The sequence below is a fragment of the Vibrio pacinii DSM 19139 genome (assembly GCF_000711795.1).
Classification (GTDB): domain Bacteria; phylum Pseudomonadota; class Gammaproteobacteria; order Enterobacterales; family Vibrionaceae; genus Vibrio; species Vibrio pacinii.
In genome coordinates this window covers 366392-383106 of record NZ_JONH01000001.1, presented here as the reverse complement: position 1 = coordinate 383106, position 16715 = coordinate 366392, and the positions used below count along the sequence as shown (strand labels likewise).

Here is a 16715-nt window from a genome sequence, read left to right as displayed (position 1 = left end):
TTATGTTAAAATCAGTCGATTTTATGCAAAGACTAGAATCAGATCTAGTTGTTAACAAAAGTGAAAGCCTAATCGATGATTATTTTATTGAGCTAAGAATTAATCATAACATTGACGTTTATATTGTTAGTGATAGCGTTAAGAAAATCAATGATTTGAGCCTAGATGAAGTTGATATTAGTGAGTTTGAAAATAAAAAAATAAAAATTGAATTTATAACGATTTCGCAATCTAAAGACGAAGATTATAGCTATTTATTCGAAGAGGAGAAGTCGAATATTGGATTAAGGCGTTCACTAAATGCACTTTTAGATTCGAACAAATATATCAGAAATACAAATGGAAATATAATTAGTTTTTACAGCTATAAAGGTGGTGTTGGTAGAACAACCTCTTTGGCTTTGACCGCCACCTATTTAGCAAGAAAAGGAAAAAATGTCTTCGTTCTAGATTGTGACTTCGAAGCACCAGGTATAATTAACTTTTTCAATACATCACAATCAGAAACATCTAAAAGTGGACTGATTGAATATCTAAACGATAAGCTTTTCATTGAATCTTTAAATTTAGAAGACTATATTTATAACATAGAAAAAACCTATTCCGGGTCGGGTGTTATAAATATGATGTCTTCTGGAAACATTTTGAATGGTCTGGAAGATCTCAATGATTACTTGGAGGGTCTAGCAAAATTAGATATGCAAGGCTCTATGCTCATCAAAACACTAGAAAACCTCGTCAATCATATACAATCAATTTATTCTCCAGATGTAATTTTAATTGATTCTCGAACAGGTTTTAATAACGTATTTGGGGCTTTGGCATCTATTTCGGACCACGTAGTAGTGCTGGCAGGCGATGACTTACAAAATCAACCAGGTATCGACTATTTAAGTAATTTACTTACGAATAGTGATTCAGGGGCTTCATTTGTTTTGTCTGTGTTAAGCGGCAGCTTTAGCAAGAGATTTAAAAACTTCGAAAACCAAATAAAAAGCATTTATGATCACAACGCTGATGTGTTTTACTTTGATAGGCAAAACGTATTGGAGTTTATAGGTACTAGTCTAAGTGATAATGATGACCTAAATGACTTTATAAGTGGAGAAAATGGTTCCCCTCAGTACCAAAAGTTCTTTAAGCATTTAGAGGATATCGTGGATCAGCTGGGTACTACTTGTGAAGAAGCAGAAGAAGCAGAAGAAGCAGAAGATGCAGAAGATGCAGAAGAAGCAGAAGAAGCAGAAGATGCAGAAGATGCAGAAGATGTAGAAGATGCAGAAGATGCAGAAGAAGCAGAAGAAGCAGAAGATGCAGAAGATGCAGAAGATGTAGAAGATGCAGAAGATGTAGAAGATGCAGAAGATGTAGAAGCGCAACAATCTATATCATTACAAGATAAGATTCTTACAGAGCTTGAAGCTAGGTTGCCAGACCTTTATGCTGAAAATATCGATTATAATGATGAATACATAAATAAAGATTTTTTCATTCGCCCGTGTATGGAAGACTTTTTTATACCAGAAAAAGTGATGTTACTGGGTGATAAGGGTACGGGTAAAACTGCATTTTATAAAGCACTACAAATTGATGAGTTGTTTTCATCACTCATAAATAAGTGCCAAAAGAGACATTTGAATTATAAAGTTTTAAACGTAACTAATTTTGAAAATGATAATTTTGAAGTTCTAAACTTTGATAAATACATCAAAGATGAACTTTTTATCAAGAAATTATGGATATTTATTATTTGGAATTCATTGTGTAGTAGAGGAGGCTTTCAATCTTCAAATAAAGAATACTTAGTTGATTTAAGCAAAACCACAGTCAAAAATGATATAGTCTCTATAATTAAGAATGAAGATGCATTTCAAAAAATAGAAGAGGAAATGTACAAATTCAATTCACTACTTAAGTTTAAAGATGAACGATTGATTATTACATTTGACCGATTGGACAATATAGTGAAACCATATCTGTGGAACGATGTTGTTTCACCTTTAGTTAAGCTTTCTATGAGGTTTCCTTGGGACTATATTTATCCTAAGCTTTTTCTGAGAAGAGATTTGTATGATAGATTAGGAAATTTAACCAATAAAAACTCATTTAATTCTAGAGCTATTAATTTAGAGTGGTCTCAGAATGAAATTTTCTCTTATTTCCTAAAAATCGTATTCAATTATTCAAAAAGTGATTTTTTAAAGTTTATTGATGATTACGGAAAGTCTAGAATTAACGCTACCTCAATTTCTAAGAAGTTAAAGACAAAGAACAAAGAACACAATCAGTTGCCATTAGATACTCATTTAATTAAGCCAATTATTAATTTGTTCTTTGGAGAACCCAAAAAGAGAAAAAATGCCAAGCCTAGCACAGCATATGATGATCTTTATAGAAATATTCAAAGTGCAGACAAAACAGTTAACTTAAGACCTTTTATTGATTTAATGTCTTATTCTATTGAAAACCAGAAAGAGCAAGACTATCAGAAAAACTTTAGAAAAGAAGCTATATTGGGTTTAGCTTACTGTACAAGTAAACAAGTTAGAAAAAATGCAGTAATTAAATACTTAGAAGACTTGTGGAATGAGCAAGGAAACGAGTTTGTGAAGTATTTCTGTACAGACTTATCCAATAATAGAGTGTCACCTAAATACAAAAAAAGTATGCTAAATGAAGATTCTTTTGAAAAGTTATTACTTGAAGTGGTTGCCAATAATCGTTCAGATAGAAATCTTCAAAAGATGACTGTAGAGGAACTAAAACAAATTCTCATTGCTAACAAGATAATTACGCCTTATATGGTTGGTAGTAAAACTCGATATGGTTTTGCTTATCTATATACAAATTATTTTGGGCTATGATTTTTTCTTTATGGAGGAGTTTAATAGCTCCTCTTTTCATTTCAAGTTATTATTGAATTATATATATGCTTTGATAACGTAGTGATATAATTATTCAATAACTATAAAATAATAGCTTGTGAATGCTTAGTTGTTGTTAGCTTTGGTACGCCAGAGTGGAAGCGAAACACTGAATCGTCAGAGGTAATTAATTCAGCTTCAACATTAGCGAAGAGTTCAATACGTTCGGAAATATCTTCACCAGCAATCTGCTCTGCGAGTTCCAAGTAGTCGTGGTAGTGTCGTGCTTCTGAGCGTAGCAATGAGATGTAGAATTTTTGAATTGGCTCATCAAGGAACGGGGCAAGTTTGGCAAATCGTTCACAAGAACGAGCTTCAATAAATGCACCAATAATCAGCTTGTCGATAAGAGCTGCTGGCTCAAAAGTTCGGATATGCTTAATCATTCCTTTGGCGTAACGACTTGCCGTAATAGGACGATACTCTAAACCTTGCTCTTCGATGATTTCTAACACTTGGTAGAAGTGGTGTAGCTCTTCTCGAATCAAGAGAACCATCTTATCAATCATATCCTGCCCGTAGGCGCAGCCATCTTTGGATTTGATTGATTTAGAAATATTGCTTTTACCTTTTAGCGTTTCAAGGCTGCCAATACCTTTGTAAGCAAAGTGCTCATATGGCTCAACCAATTGAGTAATTTGCTCTTTACCTTCATCGGTTAATACATAGCGCTTAAGAAGGAAAACGGCACTCTGCGAAGCTTTCAACTCGCATAGTAAATGATCCCGCAAAATCACGGAAAGGTTCTCTGGCTTACGAGCTTCTTCAATCCAAGAGTCAGGGGTTGAGCATTTGAGGAAGTTATGAATAGGGGCTAAAAGTTGTTCGTACATCATTCACAAAGAGTTGCAGGTTGTTTCGATAATCTTAACACGCTCAGTACGGTTAGTTTCATTGTTTATAAGAAGGAAATTATGAAATGCATCAGAGAAGCCGCTGTTGCATATCAGGTAAGATGGCAATTCGTTAAGTTGGTTGGAGTAAGAACAATAAATGAATATCACAATAGAAAATTGCAACAGTATTGACTCAGCAACGATTGCACTGACAGATAAAAAACTAAATATTAAATTTGCACCGAATGGCACAGGAAAGAGCACGATAGCAAAAGCTATTACGCTGCATTCACAAGAAGGAGTTCTCGACTCTCTAATGCCGTTTAAGTTGAAAACAGATAATCCTGACTCAAAAGTACCATCAGTAACTTCTGATGTTGAGGTTAATTCGGTTATGTGTTTTAACGAGGAGTATGTACGTCAATTTACTTTTCAATCAGATGAATTGGTCAGCAATAGTTTCGATATTTTCATCAGAACGGAAGCGTACAACGTTGTCGAAAAAGAAATTGATACAATCGTAAAAGAAATCAATGGTTTGTTTGATGGAAACGAGAACCTTGAAACGTTCATTAGTAATCTAAGTGAGTTAGGTACTGCTTTCACCCTGACAAAATCTGGCCTATCACAGAAATCGACAGGTATGAAAGGTCTTTCTCAGGGAAACAAGTTACAACACATCCCTGAAGGTTTAGAAGTATATCAACCCTTCATTAGTAGTTCTTCCAACGTGGCGTGGATTGATTGGCAAACAAAAGGTGCACAACAGTTTTCTGAGTTGTCAGATTGTTGCCCGTACTGCTCATCAGATACTACGGATAAGAAAGAGCAAATCGCCAAAGTTGGTGAAGAATATGACAAAAATGTTATTAAAAACTTGGTAAAGATAATTGATGTTATCAACCAACTTGGCAATTACTTTACTGAAGAAGCAAGGCAAAAACTAACAGATATCACTCTTCTTCCAAATGGTCTTGAGCCAGAGCATGTCGATTATCTCAAACAGATCAAAACGCAGATTGACCGTTTGTCTGAGCGCTTGGTCAAGTTGAAATCACTCAAAGGGTTTGATTTTAAAAGAGATGAGTTGGTACGAGATCAGCTAAATGCATACAAGATCGATCTTGCTTTTCTTACTGAATTAAATTCAGATGCCACCAAACAAGAAATTGACGCTATTAATAACTCGATAGATGAAGTCGTAGTTAAGGCTGGTCAGTTACAAGGGAAGCTAAATCAACAACGTGGCGAAATGCAAAAGTTGGTAGAAAAGTATCAAACAGAGATTAACAGTTTTCTATCTTACGCTGGTTATAAATATAAAGTGCAAATATCAGGAGAGGACGATAACTCCCAATTGAAATTGCAGCATATTGACCATGACGGTTTTGTTTCTGGTGGAGATCAACATTTGAGCTTCGGTGAGCGTAACGCATTTGCAATTGTCTTGTTTATGTACGAGTGCTTATCCAAGAAGCCTGACTTGATCATACTGGACGATCCGATTTCTTCATTTGATAAGAATAAAAAGTATGCAATTTTGGAAATGCTTTTTCGGAGAAAGCCTGCTAATTGCTTAAAGAGTAAGACGGTCTTGATGCTTACTCATGATGTTGAACCAATCATAGACACAGTGAAAGCGGTGAAGAAACAGTTTGATAGTCAGGTGTTTGCTTCTTATCTAAGGTTCGACTCTGGCCTAATAAGCGAACTGGTTATAGATAAGAGTGACATCAAAACGTTTTCTCAAATCTGTACAGATTACTTAGAAACTGAAGCTCACTCCATATTAAAGCTAATATACTTACGCAGATATTTTGAGATTACAGATGAAATGGGGGATGCTTATCAGGTTCTTTCTAACTTGTTACACCTTAGAACTTTGGAAGAAGCGGAAGATAGGCGATTAGATGGTTCGCCGATAATGGAACCAGAAAAGTTAGACAGTGGTATTGCTGAAATTTTAGATAAAATTGATGGTTTTGAATACGGTAGTGTACTTGAACAGTTACAAGCTAAAGAATCATTGAAAGAGCTGTATGATAATTGCTCAAATGGTTACGAAAAGCTTCAGGTTTTCCGTTTATTTAAAGAAGTAGATGAAGAGCTTGATGTGGGTAATTCAGTCATTCAAAAATTTATCAATGAAACATACCATATTGAGAATGAGTACATATGTCAGCTTGATCCAACGAAATATGATTTGATACCTGAGTATGTCGTTAAGGCTTGTGATGAATTTTTAGCTAATAAGGGCATCTGAGTAGATAGAAGAGGCGGGGTTGTATGCCTCCCTCTTAATCCAGTATTAGATCGTTAACTGCACACCTATGCCTTTAGCTCACACAGTAGGTGATCGGTAAGAATCACCTTTAAATTTTCAGCTTTGGCTGCTTCGGTGACCCACTGCTGTGGGGTTGGGCAATAAAGGAAGTCATTTATCGGCGCGAGCAGCGCTTGATATTGGTTCAATTCAATCATCTTGGTCTTACAACTTAAATTAAAAAGAAAAGGTCGCAACAGCGACCTTTTCGAATTTGGTTTGCGGCGATTATATTACCACTTTTTCTTTTCACCAAAGAGGGCGTCCATATCATCGGAGCGCTGGTCTTCTGTATGCTGATGAAGATCTTCGGCGTTCTTAGTTTGACGTTTAGACTCCAACTCATCATACATGGTTTGTAGCCTTTCTCTGGCTTGATTGGAGTAGGCGTCATTTTTGGTACTCAGAGCATCGAGACCTTTTTTCAACAACTGAATTGCGGTTCCAGGTTGACCACGTACGATGGCATCATTTGAGCGCTTAATGACATTTTCTATATTGATACGAATTTGGATTGTTTCTAGACGCGCATTCTCAGCAACATAAGCTTGGGTTTCAAAGCGGCCTTTATTGTGCTCGCTACGAACCGTATCACGTAAACGTTTAACCAGTTTAAGCATGACGATGGCTTGCTTATCACTGCTCGGAACTTTAAATGGAGTGCTCTCGGCGCCCTGATGATTTTCGCTCAGATGCTTGATCTGCTGTTTCATGTTCTCAACGCGTTGCTCAAGCTGTTTGTTTCGAGGATCGAGTTCAGACATGTTTTGTAGCGCATCTAAAATGCGGTTATTTAAACATAGCAACAAGTCTTTGCTGTAAGGCATGTGGTGTGCGTGACCGATTAACTCTTCGGTCGCGTCAATAATTTGTAGATAGCGAGAGCTTTCCTGCTTTCGAGCAGTTTCAGCTTTAACTTTATACTGAAGCATAATGTTATAGCCAAGAACCAAGACGAGTAAGATGGCGACTAAAGCTATGATTAACCCAATATTCATAAATTCCGTATCTTAATATTTTCTAATGGTTAGCAGGTTAGCATACACGAATAGTAAAAGTCCCTGCACCTACTTTGTATTATCGCCTAACCAGGCCATTTTATTAATCAAAAACGTCAACCCAACGCTCATTCTGAGTAATTGATTGCAAAACGGGCAGCGAATACCAAAGTGTCTCGCTTTTCTAAGCCTTAAATGCGATTGGGCTACCAATTTGATCACAGAGACGTTATAACTAAATATTATAAACTATGTCTGCTCATTGTGGGGCGCCGATAAGGGATTACGAGGTCAAGAATGAAATTACAACAATTGAAGTATATTGTTGAGGTCGTCAACCATAATTTGAATGTTTCAGCGACGGCAGAGAGTTTGTATACTTCGCAGCCCGGCATTAGTAAACAAGTGCGCCTTCTTGAAGATGAGCTTGGTATTCAAATTTTTGAGCGTAGCGGCAAACACTTGACTCAAGTCACCGGTGCTGGCAAAGATATTATTCGAATTTCTCAAGAAATTCTTGCCCGAGTAGAAAGTATTAAAGCGGTCGCGGGTGAGCATACTCATCCTGAAATGGGCACCTTGAATATATCAACCACCCATACCCAAGCGCGTTATGCATTACCAGATGTAATCAAAGGGTTTACTGCGCGTTACCCTAAAGTATCACTGCATATGCACCAAGGTACTCCATCGCAAATGTCCGAGGCGATTGCCAAAGGCACGGCAAATTTTGCCATTGCGACTGAAGCCCTGCATCTATACCAAGATGCAATTATGTTGCCTTGTTATCATTGGAATCGTTCGATTGTTGTGCCTAAAAATCACCCACTAGCGCAGAAAGAAACAGTGTCGATCCAAGATTTGGCTTCTTACTCCTTGGTCACTTATGTGTTTGGTTTTACTGGGCGCTCTGAGCTCGATACTGCATTTAATAAATACGGACTGACCCCGAGAGTCGTCTTTACTGCCACCGATGCTGACGTGATTAAGACTTACGTACGTATGGGGATTGGTGTTGGTGTTATTGCCAGTATGGCAATTGATCAAGAGTTGGACACTGATCTTGTCGCGATTGATGCCAGCCATATCTTTGGTGCCAGCACGACCAGCATTGGTTTCCGCCGCGGTACTTTCTTGCGTTCTTACATGTATGATTTCATGGAACGTTTTGCACCGCACTTAACTAAGCCAGTGGTCGAACAGGCACTATCGCTTAAATCGAATGCTGAAATCGACGCGATGTTTAAAGATATCGACCTACCTATACGTTAAACGCTATCATCTCTATTCACTTCCCTCTAAACTACGCTTTCTAGGGGGAAGTCATGCAACACCAATTTCAATCACTTGATCAATTTCTACTCGACAATCAATCGTATTGGCGCTTTGAGCCATTTTTTTCGAGCGTACACCCCTCGCTACCTTGGTTAAAAGAGAACCCTCAGCTTTGTCAATGGCTCAACAATCTTAACGCCTCGGATATTGAGTGGTATAAGCAAAATAGCGTTGAGCTAATAACGGTTATGCAAGCCTTTGTGCCTGCACTTGCAATGCTCAGTCGCACCACGCGGTTAAACCCTAGTAACAAACGTTCATTGTGCTTACCACGTGGCATTGATAGCGGCATTCCCGGTCGAAAGTTAACTCAAATTCGCGCCATAGGCGAAGCCTTGGTGTGTGATCATCATGGTCAGGAGTGGTTAGAATGGTGCTCAGGCAAAGGCTATTTAGGCCGAATCTTGGCCAGTCAAACACAGCAGCCTGTCACCAGTTTTGAGTTTCAGGCCGAGTTATGTGCAACAGGCCAACACGACGCTGATAAGCAAGGCCTACCGATGCGCTTTGTCCAAGGCGATGCGTTTTCTTCGGCGGCAAAAAATGTGTTTAACGCTCGACAGCATGCGGTTGCGCTGCACGCTTGCGGCGATCTCCACGTCACGCTGATTAAACATGCGTCACAGTACCAATTACCAGCCATTACTTTTTCTCCTTGTTGTTACCATCTAATCAACAGTGATCACTATCAGCCGTTGTCTGAGGCAGCGATTGACTCTCAACTGGTACTATCAAAAAATGAATTGAGAGTTCCTCTGCAAGAAACGGTCACGGGTGGCGAGCGCGTCAAACGACATCGGATGGAAGAGATGTCCTATCGACTTGGTTTCGATATTTTACTGCGTGAGGAGTTAGGACATTCACAATATGCACCAGTACCTAGCATCAAAAAGTCTCAGTTAGCCGAAGGTTTCGCTGCGTTTTGTTTGTGGGCAAGTGACAAAAAATCGCTGACGTTGCCCAAGCTTGATTTTGACCACTACCATCAGCTCGGCATCGAGCGATACTGGCACATGGAACGTATCAGTCTTGTTCAACAACCGTTTAGGCGTGCACTTGAGCTATGGCTTGTGCTCGATAAAGTACTCTATCTACAACAGGCTGGTTACCGAGTTTCTCTTTCAGAATTCTGCCCACGTGAAGCAACACCGCGAAACATACTGATCCATGCTGTTAAAGAGTAAATACTCACCAGTCTCTCTTTTTGTTATCTTGATGTTAAAACCTGCTTTTCTTTTGTACAGCTTACTGGTAATAATATTTGCTATGTACACGGAATGTGTAGATAAAACGATAAATTAAACACAACATACAATTGCTTATACCAGACCAAGAGTTGCCAGCGCTTTATTCACAACACAGGCGCGCTGTCAGCTCAATGACGTTGCTTGCTTAATCATAAATGTCTACTGAGTTTTTATCATAGGGCGTTGTGATCGGGGCTTCTCAATGGAATGGATATTACATCAAGGAGTTAAGATGAAAGCAGGAAAAGTCATTGCGACCGCTATACTCGCAGGTGCCACGTTACTCTCTTCAACCTCTATTATGGCTAAAACAGCCAAGGTAGCGGTGTCACAAATTGTTGAGCATCCGGCGCTAGATGCAACCCGCCAAGGTTTGATCGATGGTCTAAAAGCTAAAGGTTATGAGCAAGGTAAAAATTTAGATTTTGATTTTAAAACCGCGCAAGGAAATCCTGCCATAGCGGTTCAAATCGCGCGTCAATTTGTTGGTGAAAAGCCTGATGTTTTGGTCGGTATTGCAACGCCAACTGCGCAAGCGCTGGTTTCTGCAACGCGTTCTATTCCGGTTGTCTTTACCGCCGTTACGGATCCAGTCGGTGCAAAGTTGGTTAAAACGATGATACAACCAGGCAAGAATGTCACGGGTCTGTCTGACCTATCACCCGTCAATCAACATGTTGCGTTGATTAAAGAGATCATGCCTAACGTCAAGTCCATTGGTGTGGTGTTTAATCCGGGTGAAGCCAATGCGGTTACCTTGGTTGAACTGCTTAAACAAAGTGCGAGTGAGCATGGGATTAAAGTTGTCGAAGCCACGGCACTGAAGAGTGCTGATGTTCAATCGGCGACCCAAGCGATTGTTGCCAAATCAGACGTGATTTACGCACCGACAGACAATACCGTTGCCAGCGCAATCGAAGGCATGATTGTCGCGGCGAACCAAGCTAAAACGCCAGTGTTTGGCGGCGCTACCTCATATGTTGAAAAAGGCGCCATTGCGAGTGTCGGTTTTGATTACTACCAAGTTGGTGTGCAAACCGCCGATTACGTTGCGGCAATTATCGAAGGAGCAGAGCCGGGTTCACTGGATGTAAAAGTGGCTAAAGGTTCTGATTTAGTCGTCAGTAGCAGTGCGGCGATGAAACTCGGCATAACCATTCCTCAATCTGTTCTTGACCGCGCAACTAGCGTCAAATAATCCACCGCCCCAAAGGCCAGTTGATGGGATTTGGGGCTGCTTTTTTTTAGCACAGAGGGAGTGGATATGTCTGCTTTTGCTTTTTTTGGCGCACTGGAGATCGGGTTGCTTTACGGACTCGTTGCTCTAGGTGTGTATATCACCTTCCGGGTACTTGATTTTCCAGACTTGAGTGTCGATGGCAGTTTTCCTATGGGAGCGGCAGTCGCGGCAACGGCAATTGTGGCAGGCATTAACCCGTGGATTGCAACCATGATGGCGGTGGTCGCTGGCGCAGCAACCGGCTGGGTGACGGCGTTTCTCGCTGTGCGCTGTGGGATCTTACATTTACTGGCTTCAATACTGACTATGATCGCGGCGTTTTCGATCAATATTCGCATTATGGGGCGGCCCAATATGGCATTGCTCGGTGAAGAAACGATTTTAACGCCGTTTGAAACCCTCGGCGATCCGATGCTCGTTCGTCCTTTGATTGTTGGTCTGCTGGTTTTAGTCGCTGCATGGTTAGTCGTGCGTTTATTGAATAGTGACTTTGGGCTCGGACTTCGTGCAACCGGCGTGAACGCGCGAATGGTCTCGGCGCAAGGTGCAAGCACGGCTTTTTACACTTATTTTGGCTTGGCGCTCTCGAACGGTTTTGTCGGTTTTTCTGGTGCGTTATTCGCTCAAACCAACAGCTTTGCCGATGTCACATCAGGGGTAGGGACGATAGTAGTTGGTTTAGCCGCCGTTATTTTAGGTCAAACGCTGATTCCTGGTCGCAAAATTTGGGTTGCAGTGTTGGCAGTGATCGTCGGGTCTGTGTTGTATCGTTTAGCGGTCGCGTTTGCCCTCAGTACGGGTATGTTTGGTCTGCAAGCCTCTGACCTTAATTTAGTGACTGCGGTTTTGGTTGCTATTGCACTAATAGCCCCCAAGATAAAAGGAAACTTAAAAGCAAAAAAGCGTAATGCTCCTGCTCCAAGTAAAGCAGCGCTAAAGCGAGCCAATGAGTCAGGAGAAACCACATGATCCATTTAGAAGATATTCAAGTGACATTCAATCCCGGTACCATTCTCGAAAACCGCGCCTTGAGAGGCGTGACGTTAGAGGTTCCAGAACACCAATTTTTAACCGTGATTGGTTCCAATGGTGCCGGAAAGTCGACACTGCTTGGCGCCGTAACGGGTGAAACTCCTATGGTGGGTGGCAAGGTGATTATCGACGACCTTGACGTCACTAAGCAGACGGTCGACCAACGAGCAAAGCAGTGTGCTCGAGTGTTCCAAGATCCGTTAGCCGGAACGTGTGGCGATCTCACGATAGAAGAGAACATGGCTTTGGCTTATATGCGCGGTAAATCGCGCGGGTGGAGTCTATCTTTGTCGGCTAAGCGGAGAAAACTGTTTCAAGAGCGAATTAGTATTTTGGGATTGGGTTTAGAGGACCGCTTAGGCGACAGCATTGGTTTGCTCTCGGGTGGGCAACGCCAGGCGGTAAGCTTGGTAATGGCGACATTGTCTGACAGCAAACTGCTGTTACTTGATGAGCATACCGCTGCACTTGATCCACGCATGGCTGCATTTATTATTAGTTTGACCAAAAAAATTGTCGCGGAGTTTAACCTTACCGTGATGATGGTGACTCATTCAATGAAAGACGCCCTCGCATGTGGTGATCGCACGGTTATGCTCCATCAAGGTGAAATTGTTCTTGATGTCGCAGGAGATCAGCGAGCCAATATGCAAGTTCCAGATTTGCTTGAAATGTTCTCTAAAGTGCGTGGCGAAGAGCTTGCTGATGACAGCTTACTGTTAAATTAGTGACTTACTGAGTTATTGTGGCCATACAAACCATATTGGTTTGTGACATAATCAACACAATGACATCGGCTAAACCTATCCATTACAACTACAGTATGGGTAGGTTTATTATTTTTTGAGGAATGGGATGCAAGTTAACAGACAGCGGCACTTTAGTTTAGCGTTCGTTTTTCTTGTGCCTTTGATTGTGCCGTTGGCGATTATCGCATTGACGATTAAAAATTATTACGATTCGGTTAATGGCCAAATTAATGATGAATATCAACGAATACATAGTGCTTTATCACGTGCTACTAAAGTATTGTCGGCGATCGATTACAGCTTCTCAAACTATTCGAAATCAAATTTTATTTGGCTAGTGGATCATAATCGTCAAGTTGTCGATGGTTTATGCCAAATGTGGCCCATTGATGCGTTATTACGGGCGGAAGGTCGCGGCGAAATCCCAGCGATAGACATTAACTATATGTTAGTGGGTGACAAAGTAATGTGTGACCCAAACAGTGCACAGTACAAAAGAGTGTCAGGGCAAGTATCTTTAGCTCCAGTACTCTCTTTTCTACATGATATTGATGACTTCTTACTCGGCATTCATTACATCGATCGCGAGGGCTACATCATGTCTTCGCCCGATACTTACGCCAAAAATATTACCAGTGAGATCATAAACACCATCAAGACGCGACCTTTTTGGCAGGTGACGGCTAGAAACCGAGACTTGATTACTATCTCTGGCCCAGCACCAGTGCTCTCATACAGTCAATTAGTGATGAGTCTATCGATGCCTGTATTCAATCAAGATGTTCATCAAGGAATGCTATCGCTTGATATTGCCTACAACACTTTGCTTAGTTCCCAACAACGTTTAGCGGGTGAATTGGGTTTGTATAATAGTGCCCATCGAGCACTGCCGAATGATGCCGTGAGGATTGAATCTGTCAAGATCGATGGTGTCGCGGTGAATTATACTCTCTACTACCAATATGATTGGAAAGCCGAGATTCGCCACTTAGTTGATCGTCAGCGTTATGGTTTATTATTGGCCGTTTTCACCTATGTTTTTTCCGTGATAGCGTTGTTCTTCATAAATATTCGGGTAGAGCACAATTACTTCAAACAGCTTGCAGCTAGAGACCCGTTGACGGGGTTGTTAAATCGACGTGGATTAGAAGTTTATTTGGCGACAGCGCAACGTGAAAATTATCTAGCTTTAGCGGTGTTTGATATCGACAATTTCAAGTCAATTAATGATACCTTCGGCCATGATGTCGGTGACCAAGTGATCATCTATATGGCTAAAAAAATAACCGCTAATATCCGAAGCCATGATGCAGCGGCCCGTGTTGGAGGTGAGGAGTTTGTCGTTTTCATGACGGGTAACGAAATCGAACCATTGAAAGTGAGTATGCAAAGAGTGCAAAAAGCGGTGCGTGATGGGGCGCAGCAGGTATTATCCGATGGATTTACGATTTCAGGTGGGGTAGAAGTCGTATCTGCTGAGACGGACAGCAGCTTTGAAGTGTTATTCAAAGCTGCCGATACCAAATTGTACCAAGCAAAAACGACGGGTAAAGATAAGTTGGTGTTCTAGTTGGTCGCCATTTCGTCACGATAACGAGTCAGATAATCAACAATAGGCGCGGCTTTGTTGAAGATGCGTATCTCGCGGAAAAGTTCGGCAGCTTGTGGGTATTGCTGACGCAAGTAAGAAAACCATTGTTTAACGCGGTTAGGGTAGTAGAGGCCTTTATCCCCTTTCATCTCATATTGAGAGTAGACTAACAGCAGTTCAACCACCTCAGCCCAAGGCATAACCGAGTGATTGTGTTTGACCACGTTACCTAGGTTTGGCACATTGAACGCGCCGCGACACACCATTAAAGAATCTACGCCAGTCGTTTCAATACACGCTTGGCCGTCTTGATAACTCCATATTTCACCATTGGCAATCAATGGGATCGTGAATTTCTGGCGTATTTGATTGATGTAGTCCCACTTAATTTCACTGGCTTTGTAACCCCCGGTCTTAGTTCGAGCATGGACAGTCAGTTCGTCTGCACCTGCCGATTGAATGGCATCGACGATTTCAAAACAATCCTCTGGATTATCCCAACCGAGACGAATCTTGGCGCTGACGGGCGTTGCTTCGGGTACGGCTTCACGACACGCTTTGACCACATTGTGAATTAGTTCAGGATGCTGAAGCAGCGCGGCGCCGCCCTTACTTTTATTCACTAGCTTCGCTGGGCAGCCAAAGTTGAGATCGATGCCTCGAGCGCCAAGTTGGGCGGCACGACTTGCGTTTTGCGCCATCCAGTGCGGGTCTTGTCCCAATAATTGGACGTGGACGGGTACGCCTGACTGAGTTTTTGAGCCCTGTAATAGTTCTGGGCATAAACGATAGAACACGTGGTCAGGCAATAGCTGATCAACGACGCGTACAAACTCAGTGACACATAAATCGTAGTCATTGATGTCGGTTAAGATCTCACGCATCAAATGGTCTAGCACACCCTCCATCGGGCCCAAAACAACTCGCATAATAAAACGTCTCCAATTCGGGAGGCGTGATTTTAGAAGCTTGAAGGGTAAATGTCATCCTCAATCGTCGATATGATTTAATCACAGGAAAATGCAAGGTAGTTGATGGCGAATTGATGGGAGGTGAATAAAGTCTCGAAGTGACCCGGCGGCATGCATCGGGTTATAATGGCCCCAAGTCCTCGCTAACACTAGAAGTAGATCATGAACTACCGATTACTGACACTTGCCGATACTATTACTGAAGAGTCACCTTTGTACCTTGAGGGCGCGACCCTTGCCGCCAATCTAGCGACCAAACCGCTTGCGCCAGAAACTTGGTTGCCAACCTTATTGGGTGAGCAATCCGGGGCGGCGAAAGCAGACATTGAGAATCATATTAATCAACAGTACGGCTATTTAAAGCGTAACGAATATTCAGTGCTCGCATTACTCGGTGAAGATCGTCAACAAGAACAATTGGCTGATTTTGCCGAAGGCTTTATGACTTTATGGCCAACGATTGAACAGCAGTGGATGGAAACCAGTATTGGTGACGGTACCTTGCGCATGTTGCAAGCGATGTTAACGACATTCATGCTAGCGGTTGATGAAGCGCAAACCCAGGCGCAAATGAAAGCGTCTGGTATTGAACAGCCGCCAGTGCTTAGCGATCTTATGCCACAACTCGACTTAATGATTGCTGAAGTGGCACAAGCGGCTGACGAGGCCATGATTGGCGCTAAATCCCAAAGTGTTAACCCTTATAAAAGCATCGGACGTAATGATCAGTGTCCATGCGGCAGTAGTAAAAAATTCAAGCAGTGCTGCGGTCAATAGTGGTTTATATCGAACAAAGTTAACCTTTTTCGGTCAAAGCGAATAGCGAAGCAAGCTATAAATAACCGAATAGCGACGAATTTAGGAAAAATGAAATGAAGAGATTGGCGATACTGTTACTGATGAGCTTTACAGCCGTCGCAGCCCCTAAAGATGATTTGAGCCAAAGATTGCAGATAAACGAGGGCTTTAGCGCCGACTTTACTCAGCAATTAGTCAGCCCCGAAGGCGATGTGGTCATGGAAGGTGAAGGGAAAGTAGACATTGCCAGACCGAGCCTGTTTCGTTGGTCAACCACTACGCCGGACGAAAACGTACTGGTATCAGACGGCGAAAGCTTGTGGTATTACAGCCCTTTTATTGAGCAAGTGAGTATTTACTCACAAGAACAAGCAACAGAACAAACTCCCTTTGTATTGTTAACACGTAACCGAGCCAGTGACTGGGATAACTACCGTGTTGAACAGCAAGGGGATGTGTTTACCCTCACACCGACGGCTGTTGACAGTAATCAGGGCCAATTTAAGTTAGAAATTGATACCAAGGGTGCAGTCCAAGGTTTTAGCGTTGTCGAGCAAGATGGTCAGCAGAGCAATTTCACATTTAACAATATCGATCTGACCAAGCCGAGTGCCGAGCGATTTAAGTTTGTCATTCCAGAGGGCGTTGAGGTTGATGACCAAAGGAACTAA

General features: G+C 41.7%; 13 protein-coding genes and 1 pseudogene. 10 read left to right on the top strand and 4 right to left on the bottom strand.

All coding sequences use genetic code 11. The annotated features are described in order from the left end of the window. Positions 1 to 2: 2 nt before the first annotated feature. Positions 3 to 2864 carry a KGGVGR-motif variant AAA ATPase gene (locus BS19_RS01590; protein ID WP_038172924.1) on the top strand — a complete coding sequence of 954 codons (2862 nt, stop codon included), beginning with the start codon at positions 3 to 5 and terminating at the stop codon, positions 2862 to 2864. 101 nt (positions 2865 to 2965) lie between these two features. Here BS19_RS01590 and miaE (BS19_RS01585) read toward each other — a convergent pair whose 3' ends face one another. Continuing rightward, positions 2966 to 3757 (bottom strand): tRNA isopentenyl-2-thiomethyl-A-37 hydroxylase MiaE, encoded by a 792-nt coding sequence (gene miaE / locus BS19_RS01585; protein WP_051686469.1) that lies wholly within the window; start codon positions 3755 to 3757, stop codon positions 2966 to 2968. Positions 3758 to 3917: 160 nt separating this feature from the next. Here miaE (BS19_RS01585) and BS19_RS01580 point away from each other — a divergent pair, with 160 nt between their 5' ends. Beyond that, positions 3918 to 6023 (top strand): AAA family ATPase, encoded by a 2106-nt coding sequence (locus BS19_RS01580; protein WP_038172923.1) that lies wholly within the window; start codon positions 3918 to 3920, stop codon positions 6021 to 6023. A gap of 68 nt (positions 6024 to 6091) precedes the next feature. Here the strand turns inward: BS19_RS01580 and miaE (BS19_RS19690) are convergent. Continuing rightward, positions 6092 to 6241 (bottom strand): annotated as a pseudogene (miaE, locus tag BS19_RS19690) (tRNA isopentenyl-2-thiomethyl-A-37 hydroxylase MiaE); the annotation flags it as partial. A gap of 75 nt (positions 6242 to 6316) precedes the next feature. Further along, on the bottom strand, positions 6317 to 7081 hold the full coding sequence (locus BS19_RS01575) for a hypothetical protein (protein WP_038172922.1): 765 nt from the start codon (positions 7079 to 7081) through the stop codon (positions 6317 to 6319). A 297-nt stretch (positions 7082 to 7378) separates the two neighbouring features. Between BS19_RS01575 and cysB the strand changes: the two genes are divergently transcribed. From cysB to BS19_RS01545, 6 genes are all read left to right on the top strand, one after another. Further along, positions 7379 to 8353, top strand: a complete 975-nt coding sequence (gene cysB, locus BS19_RS01570) for an HTH-type transcriptional regulator CysB (protein ID WP_038172921.1) — start codon at positions 7379 to 7381, stop codon at positions 8351 to 8353. 53 nt (positions 8354 to 8406) lie between these two features. Then, positions 8407 to 9600, top strand: a complete 1194-nt coding sequence (locus BS19_RS01565) for a methyltransferase (protein WP_038172920.1) — start codon at positions 8407 to 8409, stop codon at positions 9598 to 9600. A 295-nt stretch (positions 9601 to 9895) separates the two neighbouring features. After that, positions 9896 to 10861 carry an ABC transporter substrate-binding protein gene (locus BS19_RS01560; protein ID WP_038172919.1) on the top strand — a complete coding sequence of 322 codons (966 nt, stop codon included), beginning with the start codon at positions 9896 to 9898 and terminating at the stop codon, positions 10859 to 10861. Positions 10862 to 10927: 66 nt separating this feature from the next. Further along, on the top strand, positions 10928 to 11872 hold the full coding sequence (locus BS19_RS01555) for an ABC transporter permease (RefSeq protein ID WP_038172918.1): 945 nt from the start codon (positions 10928 to 10930) through the stop codon (positions 11870 to 11872). Next, complete coding sequence (locus BS19_RS01550; RefSeq protein ID WP_038172917.1) at positions 11869 to 12663, top strand: ABC transporter ATP-binding protein; 795 nt, start codon at positions 11869 to 11871, stop codon at positions 12661 to 12663. Before BS19_RS01555 ends, BS19_RS01550 begins: the two co-directional genes overlap by 4 nt. Before the next feature lie 127 nt (positions 12664 to 12790). Further along, positions 12791 to 14254 (top strand): GGDEF domain-containing protein, encoded by a 1464-nt coding sequence (locus BS19_RS01545; protein ID WP_038172916.1) that lies wholly within the window; start codon positions 12791 to 12793, stop codon positions 14252 to 14254. Here BS19_RS01545 and dusC read toward each other — a convergent pair. Continuing rightward, a complete protein-coding gene (gene dusC, locus BS19_RS01540) occupies positions 14251 to 15204 on the bottom strand; it encodes a tRNA dihydrouridine(16) synthase DusC (protein WP_038172915.1) in 954 nt (317 codons plus the stop codon). The genes BS19_RS01545 and dusC overlap by 4 nt on opposite strands. A 204-nt stretch (positions 15205 to 15408) precedes the next feature. On the opposite strand from dusC, the gene BS19_RS01535 reads away from it, so the two are divergent. Then, positions 15409 to 16023, top strand: coding sequence for an SEC-C metal-binding domain-containing protein (locus BS19_RS01535; RefSeq protein ID WP_038172914.1), 615 nt, complete (start codon positions 15409 to 15411; stop codon positions 16021 to 16023). 95 nt (positions 16024 to 16118) lie between these two features. After that, on the top strand, positions 16119 to 16715 hold the full coding sequence (lolA, locus tag BS19_RS01530; protein WP_038172913.1) for an outer membrane lipoprotein periplasmic chaperone LolA: 597 nt from the start codon (positions 16119 to 16121) through the stop codon (positions 16713 to 16715).